The sequence below is a fragment of the Blastococcus sp. SYSU DS1021 genome (assembly GCF_054050995.1).
The window spans coordinates 39169-57731 of sequence record NZ_JBJHAL010000002.1 but is presented as its reverse complement, the minus strand read 5'-3'; the positions used below and the strand labels follow the sequence as shown (position 1 = coordinate 57731).

The window sequence follows — 18563 nt, the reverse complement described above, 5'->3', positions numbered from 1 at the left end:
CCCTGTGGGTCGGTCAGCAGCCTCCGGCGTCCCGCCGAACGAGGCTCGTCACTGCTGCGACGATCTGCTCCGGCTGCTCATCAGGGGCGAGGTGCCCGGCGTCGGGCAGCAGCTGGACCTCGGTGTCGAGCTGGGTGCGTACGGAGGCCCGCAGGCGCGGCACCGGCAGGAAGCAGTCCTTCTCTCCGGAGAGCACCCGACGGGGGACTGCTCGCCAGCGCCGCACCGTCGCCGCCGGCAGGGGCGCTGGTGCACCGGCCGTGCGAGTGCCCCGGGCGACCAGGGTCATCCACTCCACGGCGTCATCCGCAGGACGCCGGGTGGGAGCGTGCAGGTGCTGCAGCAGACGGGCGCTGCGCGCCGGGGTCGGCCGCAGCAGCCAGGGCACCGTAGCCGCGAGGACCGCCGATCCCACCCGCAGCCGGACCAGCCCCGCAGGGTCCACCAGCACCAGTCCGGCGACGCCGGCCGGCTGGGCAGCCAGGGCGATCGCAGCGCCCAGCGAGTGGCCCATCAGCACCGCGCGATCGGTGCGCAGGTGCTCGACCAGTTCGCCGACCCAGGCGCCGTAGGCGGCCATCCGGTCACCCCCGGGCCGGGCGCCGGCGGAGAGCCCGGGCTGCCCGGGCACATCGGCGGCGACGACCCGGTGCTCGGAGGCGAGCGCGGCCAGCAGCGGCAGGCTGGTCGCTGCGTTGAAGTTGGTTCCGGGCAGGTACAGCACCGTGGTGTCGCCGCTCCCGGCGCTGAGCAGATGGGTCTGGCCCAGTGTGGTGTCCACGACGGTCCGCTGGTGTGCGGTGTCCCAGTCGGTCAGGCGCCGGATGCACCACGCCCGGATCTCCTGGTGGGCGGTGTCGCTGCGGTACAGGGGGCGGGGCACGGATGTGGCGTTCCTTCGACGGCGGTGGCTCGGGGCGACCGCCACGAGCCCAGTCAGGGTGCCAGCTACACCGGCACGTTCAGTCGATGCCCCGGGGTGCGCTTCTGACGGTCCTCGGATGAAACCAGCGCCACCCCGGTGGGAACCCGGACGGCGCGAAGCCCATCGAGGACGCTCGCCACCGCGTTCTCACGCACGGACGCCGCCGCAAGTTGGTTGCTCGCACGCCGCAAACCTGACGCTCGCCGACAGGCTCCGACCAAAGGAGGACCCGGGAACCGGTCTTTCCGGCGATGACCTGCGGCGGCGCCGTCCCGAGGATCGGGTGCATGACCGCAGCACTCCGGACAACGCCCCGCCCCCGGCGGCGGTGGCTGGTGCCCGCCGCCCTGATCGCCCTGGCCCTCGTGCCACTCCTCGCCGGTGCCGCCCGGCTCATCGAGCTCTCCGGAGGTGCGGCAGCGCTCCCCGAACCGCCGCGCTCGGCGGCCGCGCCGGTGCCGCTCGTGGTGCACATCATGAGCGCGCTGGTGTTCACCGTGGTCGGCGCCTTCCAGTTCGTGCCGGGCACGCGGGGACGCCGACCCCGCTGGCATCGGGTGACCGGGCGGATCGTCGCCCCGGTCGGCCTCGTCGCCGCACTCAGCGGGCTCTGGCTCACCGCCGTGATCACCGGCGCCGACAGCGGGCTGCTCACGGTCTTCCGTGCGGCCGCCGGGGCCGGGATGGCCGTGGCCATCGTTCTCGGTGTCACCGCCGTCCTGCGCCGCGACATCCGCCGGCACCGGGCCTGGATGCTGCGCGGCTACGCCCTCGGGCTCGGCGCCGGCACGCAGGTGTTCACCGCCGGCTTCTGGCTGGTCGTGGCCGGCGCACCGGGCCCGACGGCCGAGGCCCTCACCATGGGCGCCGGCTGGCTGATCAACCTGGCGGTCGCCGAGTGGCTGATCCGCCGTCGCCCGGCCGGCCGGCGGCTGCCCACCGCGACCGGCCTGCAGACGGCGCCGGTCGAGCAGTTCGGGTGACCGGCGGCGTCAGCCGTCTCCGCGGTCCTGGGCGGGATCGACGTCCCCGAGCACGAGGCGCTGCCGCTCGACCTCGGCCCGCACCGCGGCCAGGTCGCCGGCCGACCGCAGCAGGTGCGTGAGCGCTCCAGCGCTGTCCGCCCGGGCCGCGCGCGCGAGGCTGTCGAGCAGCTCCTGCAGCGCGCCGCCCCGCTCGCCGTGGTGCACCAGCCGGGCGACGTCGTTGACCGTGCTGCGCACGTCCTGCACCAGCAGCGGGAGCTCGCGCACGGCGTAGCCGACCAGCACCACCAGGTCGAACGGGAGACGCACCAGCGCCGCGGCCGCGGGCAGCACGCCGAACTCCGGCGGCGGCGGGGGAGTGGCCGGGCCGAGGCCGTCGTCGTCGATCTCCACCGCGAGGCCTCCGTCCCTGGGGCGCGCTCCGACCGCCCGTGCGCTCCCCGGCAGGCTAACGGCCGGCGACGCCTCCCGCGGATCGGATCCGGAGGCCGCCGCTACGGTGCCCGGTGCGACCGCGGGCACCTGGATGGGCGCCACCGCGCAGGCAGAGCTGGTGGCAGGCCAAGCGCAGGGCGAGCTCGACTGGGACGACGCGCACCTGATCAACGCCGCGGTCGACATCCACGCCGACGACCCTGCCTTCGGATAGCGGTGCGCCTTCGATCGCGCGGAGACGCGGGAAGCAGTCGGCGGCCGTGGTCTTCGGCCAGAACCCGCGTGCGGAGCGGGCCATGGGTTGTGGTCGGGGTGCGGTGTCGGTCAGTCGTCCTGGTCGTCCAGGGGTGCCTGCCAGCGCCAGGTCAGGGCCGCGGCGGGGAGCGTGGAGATCGTGAAGAAGGACGCGAGGGTGAGGTAGATCCAACCGTCCCCGTCGAACAGGCCGGTGGTCCCGGTCTTGGTGGCGACCCCGTCCGCGATGGCCAGCACCCACAGCACGAACAAGAAGGCCAGCGTCAGATGGAAGGCGTCTCGGTACCCGCGGTCGCGCTGGCTGATCTCACGCTCGTCGAGCAGGACCTCGGGCGCGGCATCGAGCATCTGCGTCGCCCGGCGCAGCACGAGGACGCCGGCCATGCCGAGGACGGCTACGAGCATCATGAGCAGGAGGCCGAGGGTGTCGGCGAGGACGGCGGCGACCACCCCGACGGTGAAGATGATCGCAGGCACCAGGGCCAGAGCGCGGCGCCGGCCGGGGGCGGTCAGCCAGCCGGGTAGAGGGCGCTGGCGCTTCTGCTGCATGCGGGCCTGAGCCGCGGCGCGCAGCTCGGCGCTGCGCTGGGCCGTGGTGGGGCGGGAGGTGCTCATGGGTTCGCTCCTGTCGTGCGAGGTGAGTAGAGCTGCGCGGACATGGCGGGGAACGGGGTGAGGGAGAAGATCGCCTCGACCGGCAGGTCGAAGTAGCCGGCCAAGCGCAGGGCGAGCTCCACCGAGGGTCCGTAGTCGCCGCGCTCGAGGAAGCCGACTGTCTGAGAGTTGATGCCCACGGCCTCGGCGAGCTCCCGACGGCTGAGGCCTCGCTCGGCGCGGAGCACCGCGAGGCGGTTGTGCAGCCCCTTGCCACCCTCACCGACCGCGTTCTTGCTTGGCATGCACGAAGTGTTGCGGATACGCAACGAATCGACAAGCGTGCCAACGTGGGGTCTCGGGCTGTGACGCGCCAACTACCGCCGCTGGCGGCCGGTGCGCGCCCCAGTAGACGCTCGCCTGGCCGACGTCGTCGACGGTCGCGGAGGCGCCGGCGGATCGCCGCCGGCACGATCTCGGGCCCTCCGCGTGATCAGTCGTGGTCACCGGGATCCAGCCGGAGGGGCGAACGGGCTCTCTGCCTGGCCGTATCTCCGCCCGTCGTGCGAGACCTGCCTCAGGTCCGCGACGAGCGGAGCGCGGGCGTCACCGACCGACAGGTGGGGGACCGGGCGCCCGGCTCAGGACTGCGGGGCCAGCGCTTCGACGGCCGGCAGGAAGACCTGCTCGCGATGGACGTCAGCCCGAGCCGGACTGGTCGTCAGCTGGACCACCAGCAGGCCGTCCGAGGTGTCGGCGAGCGCCAGTTCGACGCGCTGCCCGAGGTCCTCCAGCTGGTAGAGGTCCCAGGTGGCGGCCTCCGTCGACAGCTGCTCGACCGGCTGGGGTGGCTGGTCGGTGCCGAGCTGAGCCGCCAACTGCTGGAGAAGCTGGTCGGCGGTCGCCCCGGGGACGACCTGCTGGGTCAGGGAGACCAGCACCGAGTCCTGCCACACACCGGGGATCACCTCGGTCCAGCCGCTCGGCCGCTGTCCGGTGAGGCCCAGCTCCTCGCTCTCGAACGACGTCATCTCGATCTGGACGTCATCCGCGGTGAAGGCCGGTGGCTCGATGTCGTCGACGCAGTCGGTCGCCGGCTCGCTGCGGGGATCGTCCAGGAACTCCTCGGCGATCTGCACCGCGCAGTCGTGGCTGGGCACCGCGCCGTGCCCGGTGAAGGGGAACCGGACGAAGACGCTGTTCGGCAGCTCCGCGGCGATCTCCTCGCCCCACCGCGGCGGCGTGATCGGGTCCAGGTCGCCGGCGAGCACCAGCGCCGGGATGTCGCTGGCCACGGACTCGTTCGCGCCGGCGCCCGGCTCGCCGGCGTCCCACGAGGCGCAGACGTCGAAGACGCCGGGGCCCAGCGTCGGCGCGCCCTCGAAGAAGCCCTCCACCAGCGGGTGCTCGGCGGCAGCCGCGGCGACCTCCTCCTCAGCGGCGAAGGCGACCTCCTCCTGGCACTGGACGGCCAGCTGCTGCCCGATGCTGACCAGCTCGAGCTGCTGGGAGAGCGCGCCGAGCAGCAGGCCGATCGTTCCGAACTCGCCGTCGTCCGCCGCGGCGATGATCTCCGGCAGGTGCGGCACCAGCTCCGTGGAGTAGAGGGTCTGGAAGAGGAAGCCGACCAGCGAGTCCCCGTCGAGCTCGTCCTCGATGCGCTGCCCGTTCGTCGGATCGACCACGGTGATCGGGGCCGGCGCGGCGTTCAGCTCGTCGACCAGGCCCTGGAACGTCTGCTCGAGCTCGGGGTACTGCGCGGCGCACCCGGCGTCGTCGGCGCACGTGGCGAACAGGGCCTCCATCGCCCGGACGGCGTTGCCGGGCGTCTCCTCGTAGAGGTCGGCGTCGATCGGGTAGGCGGCGTCCAGCACCACCGACCGGATGCCGTCGGGGTGGTCGCGCATCACGGTCTGGGCCAGCCGCGTGCCGTAGGAGATCCCGTAGAGGTTCCACTCGTCGTAGCCGAGAGCGAGGCGCAGGTCCTCGAGGTCGGCGGCCGAGGCGGCGCTGTTGTAGTCGGCGAAGTCGATGCCCTCGTCGACCAGGCGCTGGCGGCACTCCTCCAGGGACTCGACGGCCTGGGCCTCCAGCTCCTCCGGGGGCAGGTCGGAGCCGAGTGACTCCTGGACCCACGAGCTGTACTCGTCGCAGGCCAGCGACGGTTCGGTCAGCCCGGTGCCGCGCTGGTCGACGAGCACGAGGTCCCGGTTCGCGGTGAGCGGCTCGTAGAGCTGGCCGAACCCCTGCGGCACGAGCTCCAGCGTGCTCTGGCCAGGCCCGCCCGACAGGTAGACGACGGGGTCGTCCGCCGGGCTGGCGGAGTCGCTGTGGACGATGCCGAAGGCGAGCTGGATCTCCCCGGAGCCGGGGTCGTCGCGGTCGGCCGGGACGGGCAGCGTGCCGCAGTCGATCTCCACCCCCGCAGGCACGTCGAACTCGCAGGCGCCCATCTCGACCTCGGCGGCCGTGGTGGGGCTCGTGTCACCTCCCGCGGCGTCGTCGTCGCCGCTGCTCGTGCAGGCACCGACGGCCAGCAGTGGAACCAACAGCAGTGCTGCTCGACGACTCGTCATGGCCCTCTCCGTGTGCACCGGGGTGGTCGTGTGCCGGACGCGCACCCCATCATCGACTGCGCGAGGCGGTGCAGCACAGGCCGGTTCCATGACTCCTGCTCGACCGTCGCTACAAAGTCCGTGGTCAGTCCGGCTAGCGTGCGCCGGGTGACCGACACCACGTGGCTGGACGCCACCGCGCAGGCGGAGCTGGTCCGCACCGGACAGGCCACCCCCGCCGATCTCGTCGACGCCGCGATCGAGCGGATCGAGCGGGTGAACCCGCAGCTGGACGCCGTGGTCCGCGACCGGTTCGACGCCGCCCGCGCCGAGGCGCGCGGCGAGCTCCCGGACGGCCCGTTCCGCGGTGTGCCGCTGCTGCTCAAGGACCTCGGCTGCCACGTCGCCGGCGAGGCCACGCACTACGGGACGTCGTTCCTGCGGGACGCCGACGTGCGCTGGCGCGTCGACAGCCACCTCGCGCAACGCTTCCGCGCGGCGGGCTTCGTCGTCCTCGGCCGCACCAACGTGCCCGAGTTCGGGACGACGATCACCACCGAGCCGGCCGCCAACCCACCGGCCCGCAACCCGTGGGACCCCAGCCGGTCGACCGGCGGCTCCAGCGGCGGGTCGGCCGCGGCGGTCGCCGCCGGACTGGTGCCGGTCGCCCACGCCAACGACGGCGGCGGCTCGATCCGCATCCCGGCATCGGAGTGCGGGCTGGTCGGGCTCAAGCCCACGCGGGCCCGGGTCAGCCAGGGGCCGGAGGTGGGGGAGAGCTGGGCCGGCGCCACCATCGACGGCGTCGTCACCCGCACGGTGCGGGACACGGCCGCCGTCCTCGACACGATCGCCGGGCCCATGCCCGGCGATCCGTACGCCGCCCCGCCGCTGCCCCGGCCGCTGGCCGACGAGGTGGGTGCGCCGGTGGGCCGGCTGCGGGTGGGGCTGCTCGACGCCGACCCGGGGGAGCAGTACCTCGACGACCCCGCGTGCCGGGCCGCGGTGGAGCACGCCGGCCGGCTGCTCGCGGACCTCGGCTGCGACGTCGGGCCCGGCACGCCGGGGGCGATGTTCGACCCGCAGTTCCCGCGCTTCTTCACCACCACCATCGCCGCCGACGTCGCGCTCACCCTCTCCGCGCTCGAGCGCTCGGCGCTGCGCCGGCCGATCCAGGACGACGAGCTCGAGCCGCGCAACGTCATGTACCGCGCCGTCGCCCGGAAGCTCTCCGCCGAGCACTACCTCGGCGCCCGCACCTGGCTCGGCGCCTGGACCCGCCGCATGGCCCGGTGGTGGGCGCCGCAGGAGCTGGGCGGGGAGGGCTTCGACCTCCTGGTGACGCCGACCATCGCCGCCCCGCCGCCGGAGCTCGGCTGGTTCACCGCGGCCGGGCCGAAGCAGGAGGGCCGGCGGATCAACAGCCTCATGCCGTGCACCGCGCAGTTCAACGTGACCGGTCAGCCGGCGATCAGCCTGCCCCTGCACCGCACCGACGAGGGCCTGCCGGTCGGCGTCCAGCTGGTCGCCGCCGTCGGCCGGGAGGACGTGCTGGTGCGGGTGGCCGCCGCGCTCGAGCAGGCCGCGCCGTGGGCCGACCGCCGTCCTCGGGTCTCCGCCTGACCGACCAGCCCTGGCCGGCGGCCGGGCGACGCCTAGACTCGGGCGGCCACGGGGTGTGGCGCAGCTTGGTAGCGCACCTGCTTTGGGAGCAGGGGGCCGCAGGTTCAAATCCTGTCACCCCGACCGGACGAGCGCGATGCCCGCATCCCGCCACCGCGCGCGTGCCCCGGACGTCTCTAGACTCGGGGGTCGACCCGGCGCCACCGTCGTCGTGGCCGCCTGCACACCACTGTCTCACCGAGGAGCACTGCCGCTGTGAAGAGCACCATCGAGGAACTGGGCCCCACGCGGGTCCGGATGGCGATCGAGGTGCCGTGGGGGGACCTGGACCACGCCTTCGGTGAGGTCTACAAGGAGCTGGGCAAGCAGGTCCGCGTTCCCGGGTTCCGCCCCGGCAAGGTCCCCAACCGCGTGCTCGACCAGCGGCTCGGCCGGCCCGTCGTCCTGGAGCAGGTCGTCCAGCACGCCGTTCCGGAGATCTACTCCGAGGTCATCCGCGAGAACCAGGTCCGCGTCCTGGGCCAGCCCGACATCGAGGTCACCCGCCTCGACGACAACGACACCCTCGCCTTCACCGCCGAGGTCGACGTCGCCCCGCAGCTCGAACTGCCGGAGCTCGACTCCCTGGCCGTGACCGTCGACGACGTCGAGGTCACCGACGAGGAGATCGACCAGCAGGTCGACGTCATGCGCGAGCGCTTCTCGATGCTCACCGGCGTCGAGCGCCCCGCGCAGGACGGCGACTTCGTCTCCATCGACCTGGAAGCCAAGCTCGACGGCGAGGTGCTGGAGGACGGCTCCACCACCGGCATGTCCTACGAGGTCGGCTCCGGCAACCTCATGGAGGGCCTCGACGACGCCGTCCGCGGGCTGTCCGCCGACGAGTCGGCGACCTTCCAGACCGCCCTGCTGTCGGGCCCCGACGCCGGCCGGCAGGCCGACGTCACCGTCACCGTCCGCTCGGTGAAGGAGAAGGAGCTCCCGGAGCTGGACGACGAGTTCGCCCAGACCGCCAGCGAGTTCGACACCCTCGAGGAGCTGCGCGAGGACGTCCGCACCCGGCTGGCCCGCTCCAAGGTGATCCAGCAGGGCGCCCAGGCGCGCGACAAGCTCGTCGAGCACCTGGTCGAGACCATCGAGGTGCCCATCCCCGAGAACCTGGTCGAGCGCGAGGTGCAGTGGCGCAACCAGGCCTTCGAGCGGGAGCTCCAGCAGGCCGGCATGGACTGGGACGCCTTCCTGCAGATGTCGGGCGTGGAGAGCCGCGAGGACTACGAGGCCGACCAGCGGAAGAACGTCGAGCAGGCGGTCAAGACGCAGTTCATCCTCGACGCCATCGCCGACGCCCGTGAGGTCACCGTCGACAACGACGACCTCTCGGCGCAGATCATGGCGCAGGCGCAGCGCAACCGGATGAGCCCGGAGCAGTTCGCGCAGCAGCTGCAGCAGAGCGGCAACATCGCCGAGTTCGTCGCCGACGTCCGCCGCACCAAGACCCTGGCCCAGCTGCTCGAGCAGACGACGATCACCGACGAGTCCGGCCGGAACGTCGACCTGGAGGCCCTGCGGCCGAAGACGGTCCAGGCGCCCGCCGAGGAGACCCCCGCCGAGGAGGAGCCGGCCGAGGACGACGACATCGCCGTCCAGGCCGTCGCCACCGAGGCCGCCGAAGGGGCGACCGAGGACACCGAGGACGTCACCAAGGCCTGAAAGAGGACCCCCTCCTCCTCACCACGAGCACGCTCGCGGTGAGTCTCGGGAGGGGGCCGGTGCACCGACGACGCCGTTCCGCCCACCTGGGCGGGGCGGCGTCGCGGCGTTCCGGGGCCGGTCGCTGCGCCGACGGCGAACACCGCCGCCACGGGGACTGTCCCGTCGCAGGTCCGCGTTAGGGTCGAGAGGACTCAGGCGATCGCCGAGGGGTACCGCCCCCCGGAGGGCCGAACCGGGCCCGCACCGCACCGAGACCGACTTGCCACGACACGCGTCCTACGGAGGTCACCGCACCCGTGAGCACCACCGACCCGAACCTGGCCGGCGCGCCGATGCTGCGCGCCGCGGCCGGGGGGATGAACCTCAACGACTCGGTCTACGAGCGCCTGCTCCGCGAGCGCATCATCTTCCTGGGCACCCAGGTCGACGACGTCATCGCCAACCAGCTCGTCGCCCAGATGCTGCTGCTCTCCGCCGAGGACCCCAAGAGCGACATCCACCTCTACATCAACTCGCCCGGTGGCTCGGTGACCGCCGGTATGGCCATCTACGACACGATGCAGTTCATCGACTGCGACGTCGCCACCTACGGGATGGGCCTGGCCGCCTCGATGGGCCAGTTCCTCCTGACCGCCGGCACCAAGGGCAAGCGCTACGCCCTGCCGCACGCGCGGATCCTGATGCACCAGCCCTCGGCCGGCGTCGGGGGCACGGCCTCGGACATCGCCATCCAGGCCGACCTGTTCCGGCGGACCAAGCAGGAGCTGTCGGAGCTGCAGGCGCAGCTCACCGGGCAGACCGTCGAGCGGATCATCGAGGACTCCGACCGCGACCGCTGGTTCACCGCGCAGGAGGCCCTCGAGTACGGCTTCGTCGACCACGTGGTCAGCCGCGCGACGATGACCGACTCGGCCAACCCGGTCTCGGACAACTGACGGTTCGGAGGAGAACCCCATGAGCTTCCAGATGCCCTCCAGCCGTTACATCCTGCCCTCCTTCGTGGAGCGCACGAGCTACGGCATGAAGGAGTCCAACCCCTACAACAAGCTCTTCGAGGAGCGCATCATCTTCCTCGGGGTGCAGGTCGACGACGCGTCGGCCAACGACGTGATGGCGCAGCTGATCACGCTCGAGTCGGCCGACCCGGACCGCGACATCACCATCTACATCAACTCGCCCGGTGGCTCCTTCACCTCGCTGATGGCCATCTACGACACGATGATGTTCGTCCGGCCCGACATCCAGACCGTCTGCATGGGCCAGGCCGCCTCGGCCGCCGCGGTGCTGCTCGCGGCCGGGACGCCGGGCAAGCGGCTGGCGCTGCCGTACTCCCGCGTGCTGATCCACCAGCCCTCCGGCGAGGCCGGCGGCCAGGTCTCCGACCTGGAGATCCACGCCGCCGAGATCGAGCGGGTGCGCACCCAGATGGAGCAGATCCTCGCCCGGCACACCGGCCGCAGCCAGGAGCAGGTCCGCAAGGACATCGACCGGGACAAGATCCTCACGGCCGAGGAGGCCAAGGAGTACGGGATCGTCGACCAGGTGATCCAGAGCCGCAAGCTCAACGCCCTCCCCACCGCCTGATCCGGTACGGGCCGGGGACGCGCGAGGCGCGTGTTCGGCCCGTACCGTCGGAGGTCGAAGGGCACGACGGGACAGATGAGGGACGGCCACGGACGAACCGGGTGAGTCATTGCCTCACCTCGTCCGCGGCGGCAGGTACGTTCGGCGAACGCCCGATCCCCGGCCGGAAGCGCTGGGAGGAGAGCCTCGCGGGGCAGCCTGTCAGCGAGGTCGAACGGGGCAGAAATCTTCAGCAGGGTCCAACCCGCGGGTACCTGGCACCAGGACCGGCGACTGTCGAGGTGGAGGTCAGCAGGTGGCACGAATCGGTGAGAGCGGTGACCTGCTCAAGTGCTCGTTCTGCGGGAAGAGCCAGAAGCAGGTCAAGAAGCTCATCGCTGGCCCCGGGGTCTACATCTGCGACGAGTGCATCGATCTCTGCAACGAGATCATCGAGGAAGAGCTCTCGGAGTCGTCGGACCTGAAGTTCGACGAGTTGCCGAAGCCCAAGGAGATCCACGACTTCCTCGACCAGTACGTCATCGGCCAGGACAAGGCCAAGAAGACGCTCTCGGTCGCGGTCTACAACCACTACAAGCGGATCCAGGCCGGCGGTGACCGCGCCTCCCGCGAGGACGCCGTCGAGCTGGCCAAGTCCAACATCCTGCTGATCGGCCCCACCGGCTGCGGCAAGACGCACCTCGCCCAGACGCTGGCGCGGATGCTCAACGTGCCGTTCGCCATCGCGGATGCCACCGCCCTCACCGAGGCCGGCTACGTCGGCGAGGACGTCGAGAACATCCTGCTGAAGCTGATCCAGGCCGCCGACTACGACGTCAAGCGGGCCGAGACCGGCATCATCTACATCGACGAGGTCGACAAGATCGCCCGCAAGAGCGAGAACCCGTCGATCACCCGCGACGTCTCCGGCGAGGGCGTGCAGCAGGCGCTGCTGAAGATCCTCGAGGGGACGACGGCGTCGGTGCCGCCGCAGGGTGGCCGCAAGCACCCGCACCAGGAGTTCATCCAGATCGACACGACGAACGTGCTGTTCATCGTGGGCGGTGCCTTCGCCGGCCTGGAGCAGGTCATCGAGGCGCGCGCCGGCAAGCAGGGCATCGGCTTCGCCGGGGAGATCCGCGGCAAGCAGGAGATCGAGGACGCCAACGCCTTCGCCGAGGTCATGCCCGAGGACCTGCTGAAGTTCGGCATGATCCCGGAGTTCATCGGCCGGCTGCCGGTCATCACCAGCGTGCGGAAGCTGGACCGTCAGGCGCTGATCAACATCCTGACCCAGCCGAAGAACGCCCTGGTGCGCCAGTACCGGAAGCTGTTCGAGCTCGACGGCGTGGAGCTGGAGTTCACCGACGACGCGCTCGAGGCCGTCGCCGACCAGGCGATCCTCCGCGGCACCGGCGCCCGTGGACTCCGCGCGATCATGGAGGAGGTGCTCCAGTCGGTGATGTACGACATCCCCAGCCGTGAGGACGTCGCCTCCGTGGTGATCACCAAGGAGGTCGTGCTGGAGCACGTCAACCCGACGATCGTCCCGCGCAAGCCCTCCCGCGCCCCCCGCGAGAAGTCGGCCTGATCCGCAGCTGACGCCGCGAGCCCGTCCCCGACATCAGGGGCGGGCTCGCGGTGTTCTCGCCCCGTTCAGCCCTCGCCGCGGGTGTCTGCTCGCGCCGCCCCGCCGCCCCGCCGCCCCGCCGCCCCGCCGCCCCGCCGCCCCGCCGCCCTCCCGCTCGGAGCAGGGGCGTTGTCCCGGTACGCGGCATTCCGGACGACCAGATGTCCGGTCACGGGACGACGCCGAGTCGCTGCCGGTAGATCTGAGCGATCTGCGCGCGGCAGCTGGCCGGCTCCGAGGTGGCCCGCCGGTAGCTGAACCGCAGCGTCTGCCACCCGAGCGCGGCGAGGGAAGCGTCCCGGCGGAGGTCCCGTTCGCGCGCGTCCTCCGACCCGTGGAACGCCGCCCCGTCCAGCTCGACCGCCAGCCGGACCTCGGGCCAGGCCGCGTCCAGGAGAACCGGCCCTTCCGGCAGGAGGACCCGGTGCTGGCGCCGGCACTCCGGGAGACCGGGAACGGTGAGGATGTGCTGGAGGCCGAAGATCTCCAGCTCGCTGTGGCTACCGCCCGCGACGAGCGCCAGCAGCTCGTGCAGTGCGGACCGCCCGGGCAGGTTCGGGTGACGGGCCAGCTCGCCCGTCACCTCGGCCGCATCCACGCTCCGGCGCTGCACCGCACGGAGCACCGCGGCTCTGGCGAGTCCGGGGGAGGCCCGCATCGCCGTCGCGCAATGGGCATCGCCCCAGGTGTCGACCAGAGCCCGGGGGACCGGGGTCGTCACCAAGCCGCGCGCAGCGGTCAGGCCGAGCGGTGTCCGGCTCCGGTGGACGCGCACCCACCGGGTGGTCCGGACCCTCGATCCCGCCGGCCCCGTGACGTCCAGCTGCGTGTACTCCTCCCCGAGGCCGTGGACCGCGAGCGCGCTCCAGTGGCTGAGCGGCCCGCCGCAGTAGGACGTGGCGGCATGGGCGCGCACCGCCCAGTCATCGGCGAGCTGCGGGACGGTGACCCAGCCGGGGTGCAGCCGCACGAGCCGGCCGGAGGCCAGCCACCGGCTGATCGTGCGCGGGTCGACGTGCTGCGCGAGGGCCGCGGTCGAGGCCACCCGCATCGGGTCGAGCAGCCGGAGGATGTCGTGCACCGGCCCAGCCTGCTGGCCGTGGTCCTGGCGCGGGGCAGCTCCGGCGAACCTGTGGACGACGTCGGAAGCGTTGGCCCCGTGATGGGCGTCGCGGCCGCCCGGATGTCCGCCGGAGGGACAACGCCCGTGGAGTCAGCCGCCGCGGACGCGGCGCCCGCTGCCTGTCGGACCGCGGCGGCGGTAGCGGTAGCGTCTCGGTGTGACCACCCGCTACGGGGCGCTGCTGCGGGCGATCAACCTGGGCGCCACGCGCCGGGTCTCGATGCCGCGGTTGCGCGAGGTCCTCACCGAACGCGGGTACGGCGCCGTCCGCACGCACCTGGCCAGTGGGAACGTCATCCTCGACAGCGCGCTGCCCGAGGCCGAGCTCGCCGCCGACCTGACCGCGGCCATCGCCCAGCACTTCGCCCTCGACGTCCCCGTGGTGGTGCGGACGGCGGACGAGCTCGCCGAGGTCCTGGCCGTCGATCCGCTGGGCCACCTCGCCGACGACCACGCTCGCTACTCGGTCACGTTCTTCCCCGAGCCGCTGGATCCCGAGCGCGTGGCGGCGGCGCCGACGGCCGAGGGGGGCGAGTACGTGGTCCGCGGCCGGGAGGTCTACCTCTGGCTGCCGGAAGGCATGCAGGGCAGCGCCATGGGCGGGTGGAAGTGGGACCGCATCCTCGGCCAGGTCGGCACCAACCGGAACTGGAACACGGTCACGAAGCTGGTCGAGCTGACCCGCTGATGCGGTTACCGATGTGCGCCGGGGGCGCGTTCCAGCCGACGGAACGCGCCCCCGCCGCACATCGCTACGACGGCCGGCGGGGTCAGGCCTCCGGGGCCGGCGCGAGGACGACGTCCACGGTGAGCTCACCCTCGCCCGGGCGCACGGTCAGCGTCTGGATCCGGCCGGCGTCGACCAGGTCCGAGCGCGCCGCCTCAAGCGCGGGCACCTGCGCGGCCGGGGCGGTGACGGTCGCCGTCTCCACCTCGGCGCGCATCGACTGCTTGGCGTCGGACTTCGCCTTGCGTACCCCGGCCAGCGCGGCCGCGGCCACCGAGACCACCGCGGGGTCGCCCCCGGTCGGCAGCTCGGTCGCGGTCGGCCACAGCGCCCGGTGCACCGAGCCGGTCTGCCACCACGACCAGACCTCCTCGGTGACGAACGGCAGCACCGGGGCGAACAGCCGCAGCTGGACGTCCAGGGCGATCGCCAGCGCCGCCTGCGCGGAGGTCGCGGCCGCATCCGACCGGTAGGCGCGGGACTTCACCAGCTCCACGTAGTCGTCGCAGAACGACCAGAAGAACGCCTCTGCGACCTCGAGGGCGCGGGTGTAGTTGAACGCCTCCATCGCCGCGGTCGCCTCGTCGACGACGCCGGCCAGCCCGGCGAGCAGCGCCCGGTCGATCGGCTCGGTGACGTCGTCGGCAGTCAGCGCCGCCGAGGCGCCCAGGCCCAGGACGAACTTGCCGACGTTGAGGATCTTCATGGCCAGCCGGCGGCCGACCTTCATCTGCGCCTCGTCGAACGGCGAGTCCGCACCCGGGCGCGCCCCGGCCGCGCGCCAGCGCACCGCGTCGGTGCCGTACCGCTCCAGCACGTCGATCGGCGTCGTCGCGTTGCCCTTGGACTTCGACATCTTCTTGCGGTCGGGGTCGACCACGAAGCCGGAGATGGTGGCGTGCGTCCACGGCACCGTGCCGTGCTCGAAGTGCGCGCGGACGACGGTGGAGAACAGCCAGGTGCGGATGATGTCGTGCGCCTGCGGCCGCTGGTCCATCGGGAAGACCTTGGCGAACAGCTCCGGGTCGGTGTCCCAGCCCGACGCCACCTGCGGCGACAGCGAGGAGGTCGCCCAGGTGTCCATGACGTCGGGGTCGGCCATGAAGCCGCCGGGGTGCCCGCGCTGCGCCTCGTCGAAGCCGGGCGGCACGTCGGAGGACGGGTCGACCGGCAGCGACTCCTCGGCCGCGAGGATCGGGTTCTCGAAGTCGGGCTCACCCGCCTCGTCGAGCCGGTACCAGACCGGGAAGGGCACCCCGAAGAAGCGCTGGCGGCTGATCAGCCAGTCGCCGTTGAGGCCCTCGACCCAGTTGTCGTAGCGGTGCCGCATGTGCTCGGGCACCCACTGGATCTCCCGGCCGCGGGCGACGAGGGCGTCGCGCAGGTCGCCGTCGCGGCCGCCGTTGCGGATGTACCACTGGCGGGTGGTGACGATCTCCAGCGGGCGCTCGCCCTTCTCGAAGAACTTCACCGGGTGGGTGATCGGCTTCGGGTCGCCCTCCAGGTCGCCGGACTCCCGGAGCATCTCCACGATGCGCTGCTGCGCGCTGAAGACGGTCTTCCCGGCGAGCTCCGCGTACGGCTCCGCGGGGACGTCGGCCGGCGGCTCGGCCAGGATCCGGCCGTCCCAGCCGACGATCGCGCGGGTCGGCAGCTGCAGCTCGCGCCACCAGGTGACGTCGTTGAGGTCGCCGAAGGTGCAGATCATCGCGATGCCCGAACCCTTGTCCGGCTCGGCGAGGCGGTGGGCGACGACCGGCACCTCGACGCCGAAGACCGGCGTCCGGACCGTCTTGCCGAACAGCGGCTGGTAGCGCTCGTCGTCGGGGTGGGCGACCAGCGCGACGCAGGCCGGCAGCAGCTCCGGGCGGGTGGTCTCGATGAACACCGGGCCCTCGGGGCCGGAGAAGGCGATCCGGTGGTAGGCGCCGGGGCGCTCCCGGTCCTCGAGCTCGGCCTGGGCGACGGCGGTGCGGAAGGTGACGTCCCAGAGGGTCGGCGCCTCCTGGGCGTAGGCCTCGCCGCGGGCGAGGTTGCGCAGGAACATCCGCTGGGCGGTGGCCCGGGAGGACTCCGAGATCGTCCGGTAGACGTTCGTCCAGTCCACCGACAGACCCACGCGGCGCCACAGCTTCTCGAACTCGGCCTCGTCCTCCTCCGTGAGCTGCATGCACAGCTCGACGAAGTTGCGCCGCGAGATCGGCACCTGGTCCTTGCCGGGCTTCGCGGGCGGCTCGAAGGACGGGTCGTAGGGCAGCGCCGGGTCGCACCGGACGCCGTAGTAGTTCTGCACCCGCCGCTCGGTGGGCAGGCCGTTGTCGTCCCAGCCCATCGGGTAGTAGACGTGCTTGCCGCGCATCCGCTGGTAGCGGGCGACGATGTCGGTGTGGGTGTAGCTGAAGACGTGGCCCACGTGCAGCGAGCCGCTGGCGGTCGGCGGCGGGGTGTCGATCGACCAGATCTGCTCGCGCGGCGCGGCCAGCGCGGCGGCGCGGTCGAAGCCGTAGGTGTCCTGCTCCGTCCAGCGGGCGATCCACTTGTCCTCGAGCCCGTCGACGGTCGGCCGGTCGGGTACGCCGACGGTCGCAGCCGGGGCAGTCGTGTCCGGGGGCGCGATGTCGGGAACCATGTCACTCATCCTAGGAACTGCACGACTGGCATCCTGAGCAGGATGAGCAACAGCAGCACCGGTGACATGGCCCGGGTGGAGAAGGAGCTGCTGGCCCGCTGGCCGGAGAGCCGCCTGGAGCCCTCGCTCACCCGCATCAACGCCCTGGTCGACCTGCTGGGATCGCCGCACCGGGCGATGCCGGTCATCCACGTGGCGGGCACCAACGGCAAGACGACGACGGCCCGGATGATCGACGAGCTGCTGCGCGGCTTCGGCCTCCGCGTGGGCCGCTTCACCAGCCCCCACCTGGAGTCGATCCGCGAGCGGATCGTCGTCGACGGCGAGCCGGTCAGCGCCGAGCGGTTCGTCGAGACCTACGAGGACATCGCGCCCTACGTGCAGATGGTCGACGCCGCGGGCGAGGTCCCGCTGAGCTTCTTCGAGGTCATGGTCGGCATGGCCTACGCGCTGTTCGCCGACGCCCCGGTCGACGTCGCCGTCATCGAGGTCGGCATGGGCGGGACCTGGGACGCGACGAACGTCGCCGATGCCCGCGTCGCCGTCGTCACCCCGGTCGACCTCGACCACGCCGAGTACCTCGGCCCGGACGTCGCCACGATCGCGGGGGAGAAGGCGGGGATCATCAAGCCCGACGCCATCGCGGTGCTGGCCCACCAGCAGCCCGGGGCGCTCGACACCCTGGTCCGTCGCGCCGTGGAGGTCGAGGCGGTCGTCGCCCGCGAGGGCACCGAGTTCGGCGTGCTGGAGCGCACGGTCGCCGTCGGCGGGCAGCAGGTGCGCCTGCAGGGGCTCGGCGGGGAGTACGAGGAGGTCTTCCTTCCGCTCTTCGGGGCGCACCAGGCGCAGAACGCGGTGACGGCGCTCGCCGCGGTCGAGGCGTTCCTCGGCGCGGGCGCGGCGACCGGCCCGATCGAGCAGGAGACGGTGCGCGCCGCCTTCGCCGCCGTCCGGTCACCCGGCCGGCTGGAGCGGGTGCGCACCAGCCCGACGGTGCTGGTCGACGCGGCGCACAACCCGGCCGGCATGCGCGCGACCGTCGAGGCGCTCCGGGAGTCCTTCGACTTCACCCGGCTCGTCGGCGTGGTCGGGTGCGTGCACGGCAAGGACGTCGCCGGGATGCTGGCCGCCCTGGAGGAGATCTGCGCCGAGCTGGTCGTCACCCAGAACAGCTCGCCGCGCGCCATGCCCGCCGACGAGCTCGGCGCGTTGGCCGTCGACGTCTTCGGCGCCGACCGGGTGAGCGTCCAGCCAGAGCTGGGTGAGGCGATCACCGAGGCGATCGAGCTCGCCGAGGCCGGCCCGGACGACGCCTTGGGCGGCTCCGGCGTGCTGGTCACCGGCAGCGTGATCACCGCCGGCGAGGCCCGCACGCTGATGGCCCGGGGCTCGCGGTGACCGCGGCCGACCCGCTGCGCGCAGCGAAGGCGCTGCGCGGGGCCGCGGCCGCGATCCTCGTGCTGGAAGGCATCGCCGTCCTCTTCGTGCCCCGCGGCATCGCGCAGACCGAGGAGGGGCTCGGCGCCGTCCGGTTGACCGTCCTGCTGGTCCTGGCGGTGGTGCTGATCCTCGCGTCCGGCCTGCAGCGCCGGGAGCGGGGTCTGCTGATCGGCACCGTCCTGCAGGTGCCGCTGCTGCTCACCGGCCTGCTCAACGGCGTCATGTGGTTCGTGGCGGGCGCCTTTCTGCTCATCTGGGCCTACCTGCTGCAGGTGCGCAAGGAGCTGGTGGGCACCCCGTTCGGGCCGGTCGAGGAGCCTCGGGGCACCGACGCCGACGGCGGTGGAGCGGCCACCCCGTAGGCT

Annotated in this window: 17 protein-coding genes and 1 tRNA gene; 11 read left to right on the top strand and 7 right to left on the bottom strand. The window is 72.5% G+C overall.

Translation table 11 applies throughout. From position 1 onward, the window contains the following. Positions 1-13 precede the first annotated feature (13 nt). On the bottom strand, positions 14-883 hold the full coding sequence (locus tag ACI8AP_RS01845; RefSeq protein WP_456587620.1) for an alpha/beta fold hydrolase: 870 nt from the start codon (positions 881-883) through the stop codon (positions 14-16). Positions 884-1212: 329 nt separating this feature from the next. Between ACI8AP_RS01845 and ACI8AP_RS01840 the strand changes: the two genes are divergently transcribed. Beyond that, a complete protein-coding gene (locus ACI8AP_RS01840) occupies positions 1213-1908 on the top strand; it encodes a DUF2306 domain-containing protein (protein ID WP_456587619.1) in 696 nt (231 codons plus the stop codon). 9 nt (positions 1909-1917) lie between these two features. Here ACI8AP_RS01840 and ACI8AP_RS01835 read toward each other — a convergent pair whose 3' ends face one another. Continuing rightward, a complete protein-coding gene (locus tag ACI8AP_RS01835; RefSeq protein ID WP_456587618.1) occupies positions 1918-2304 on the bottom strand; it encodes a hypothetical protein in 387 nt (128 codons plus the stop codon). A gap of 106 nt (positions 2305-2410) precedes the next feature. On the opposite strand from ACI8AP_RS01835, the gene ACI8AP_RS01830 reads away from it, so the two are divergent. After that, complete coding sequence (locus tag ACI8AP_RS01830) at positions 2411-2560, top strand: hypothetical protein (protein ID WP_456587813.1); 150 nt, start codon at positions 2411-2413, stop codon at positions 2558-2560. Positions 2561-2670: 110 nt separating this feature from the next. Here ACI8AP_RS01830 and ACI8AP_RS01825 read toward each other — a convergent pair whose 3' ends face one another. From ACI8AP_RS01825 to ACI8AP_RS01815, 3 genes are all read right to left on the bottom strand, one after another. Continuing rightward, the gene (locus ACI8AP_RS01825) at positions 2671-3216 is read right to left on the bottom strand and encodes a hypothetical protein (protein WP_456587617.1); all 546 of its coding nucleotides are present in this window, start codon (positions 3214-3216) and stop codon (positions 2671-2673) included. Further along, positions 3213-3500: a helix-turn-helix transcriptional regulator gene (locus ACI8AP_RS01820; RefSeq protein WP_456587616.1), complete on the bottom strand. Its 288-nt coding sequence runs from the start codon at positions 3498-3500 to the stop codon at positions 3213-3215. Before ACI8AP_RS01820 ends, ACI8AP_RS01825 begins: the two co-directional genes overlap by 4 nt. A 336-nt stretch (positions 3501-3836) precedes the next feature. Next, complete coding sequence (locus tag ACI8AP_RS01815) at positions 3837-5771, bottom strand: alpha/beta hydrolase (protein ID WP_456587615.1); 1935 nt, start codon at positions 5769-5771, stop codon at positions 3837-3839. Between the two features lie 147 nt (positions 5772-5918). Between ACI8AP_RS01815 and ACI8AP_RS01810 the strand changes: the two genes are divergently transcribed. From ACI8AP_RS01810 to clpX, 6 genes are all read left to right on the top strand, one after another. Continuing rightward, positions 5919-7373, top strand: coding sequence for an amidase (locus ACI8AP_RS01810; RefSeq protein ID WP_456587614.1), 1455 nt, complete (start codon positions 5919-5921; stop codon positions 7371-7373). 49 nt (positions 7374-7422) lie between these two features. Continuing rightward, positions 7423-7496, top strand: a tRNA-Pro gene (locus ACI8AP_RS01805). Between the two features lie 132 nt (positions 7497-7628). Further along, positions 7629-9083: a trigger factor gene (gene tig / locus ACI8AP_RS01800; RefSeq protein ID WP_456587613.1), complete on the top strand. Its 1455-nt coding sequence runs from the start codon at positions 7629-7631 to the stop codon at positions 9081-9083. 299 nt (positions 9084-9382) lie between these two features. Continuing rightward, entirely contained in the window at positions 9383-10021 is a 639-nt protein-coding gene (locus ACI8AP_RS01795) for an ATP-dependent Clp protease proteolytic subunit (RefSeq protein WP_456587612.1), read from the top strand. A gap of 19 nt (positions 10022-10040) precedes the next feature. After that, positions 10041-10670: an ATP-dependent Clp protease proteolytic subunit gene (locus ACI8AP_RS01790; RefSeq protein ID WP_456587611.1), complete on the top strand. Its 630-nt coding sequence runs from the start codon at positions 10041-10043 to the stop codon at positions 10668-10670. 295 nt (positions 10671-10965) lie between these two features. After that, positions 10966-12240, top strand: a complete 1275-nt coding sequence (gene clpX, locus ACI8AP_RS01785; protein WP_456587610.1) for an ATP-dependent Clp protease ATP-binding subunit ClpX — start codon at positions 10966-10968, stop codon at positions 12238-12240. A 208-nt stretch (positions 12241-12448) separates the two neighbouring features. On the opposite strand, the gene ACI8AP_RS01780 is transcribed toward clpX, so the two are convergent. Then, positions 12449-13360: a DUF559 domain-containing protein gene (locus ACI8AP_RS01780; RefSeq protein WP_456587609.1), complete on the bottom strand. Its 912-nt coding sequence runs from the start codon at positions 13358-13360 to the stop codon at positions 12449-12451. Between the two features lie 199 nt (positions 13361-13559). On the opposite strand from ACI8AP_RS01780, the gene ACI8AP_RS01775 reads away from it, so the two are divergent. Then, a complete protein-coding gene (locus tag ACI8AP_RS01775; RefSeq protein ID WP_456587608.1) occupies positions 13560-14090 on the top strand; it encodes a DUF1697 domain-containing protein in 531 nt (176 codons plus the stop codon). An 82-nt stretch (positions 14091-14172) separates the two neighbouring features. Here the strand turns inward: ACI8AP_RS01775 and valS are convergent, their stop codons facing one another. Continuing rightward, positions 14173-16758 carry a valine--tRNA ligase gene (valS, locus tag ACI8AP_RS01770; RefSeq protein ID WP_456587607.1) on the bottom strand — a complete coding sequence of 862 codons (2586 nt, stop codon included), beginning with the start codon at positions 16756-16758 and terminating at the stop codon, positions 14173-14175. 42 nt (positions 16759-16800) lie between these two features. Between valS and folC the strand changes: the two genes are divergently transcribed. Both folC and ACI8AP_RS01760 read left to right on the top strand, forming a co-directional pair. Continuing rightward, entirely contained in the window at positions 16801-18156 is a 1356-nt protein-coding gene (gene folC / locus ACI8AP_RS01765; RefSeq protein WP_456587606.1) for a bifunctional tetrahydrofolate synthase/dihydrofolate synthase, read from the top strand. After that, entirely contained in the window at positions 18153-18560 is a 408-nt protein-coding gene (locus ACI8AP_RS01760; protein WP_456587605.1) for a DUF4233 domain-containing protein, read from the top strand. The genes folC and ACI8AP_RS01760 overlap by 4 nt, the downstream gene beginning before the upstream one ends. The last annotated feature ends 3 nt before the right edge of the window (positions 18561-18563 follow it).

What these genes read in the sequence shown, in the direction of transcription:
- ACI8AP_RS01840 (WP_456587619.1), top strand. Translation starts at nt 1,213, where the DNA reads ATGACCGCAGCACTCCGGACAACGCCCCGCCCCCGGCGGCGGTGGCTG.
- ACI8AP_RS01825 (WP_456587617.1), bottom strand. Translation starts at nt 3,216, where the DNA reads ATGAGCACCTCCCGCCCCACCACGGCCCAGCGCAGCGCCGAGCTGCGC.
- ACI8AP_RS01820 (WP_456587616.1), bottom strand. Translation starts at nt 3,500, where the DNA reads ATGCCAAGCAAGAACGCGGTCGGTGAGGGTGGCAAGGGGCTGCACAAC.
- ACI8AP_RS01815 (WP_456587615.1), bottom strand. Translation starts at nt 5,771, where the DNA reads ATGACGAGTCGTCGAGCAGCACTGCTGTTGGTTCCACTGCTGGCCGTC.
- ACI8AP_RS01790 (WP_456587611.1), top strand. Translation starts at nt 10,041, where the DNA reads ATGAGCTTCCAGATGCCCTCCAGCCGTTACATCCTGCCCTCCTTCGTG.
- valS (WP_456587607.1), bottom strand. Translation starts at nt 16,758, where the DNA reads ATGGTTCCCGACATCGCGCCCCCGGACACGACTGCCCCGGCTGCGACC.
- folC (WP_456587606.1), top strand. Translation starts at nt 16,801, where the DNA reads ATGAGCAACAGCAGCACCGGTGACATGGCCCGGGTGGAGAAGGAGCTG.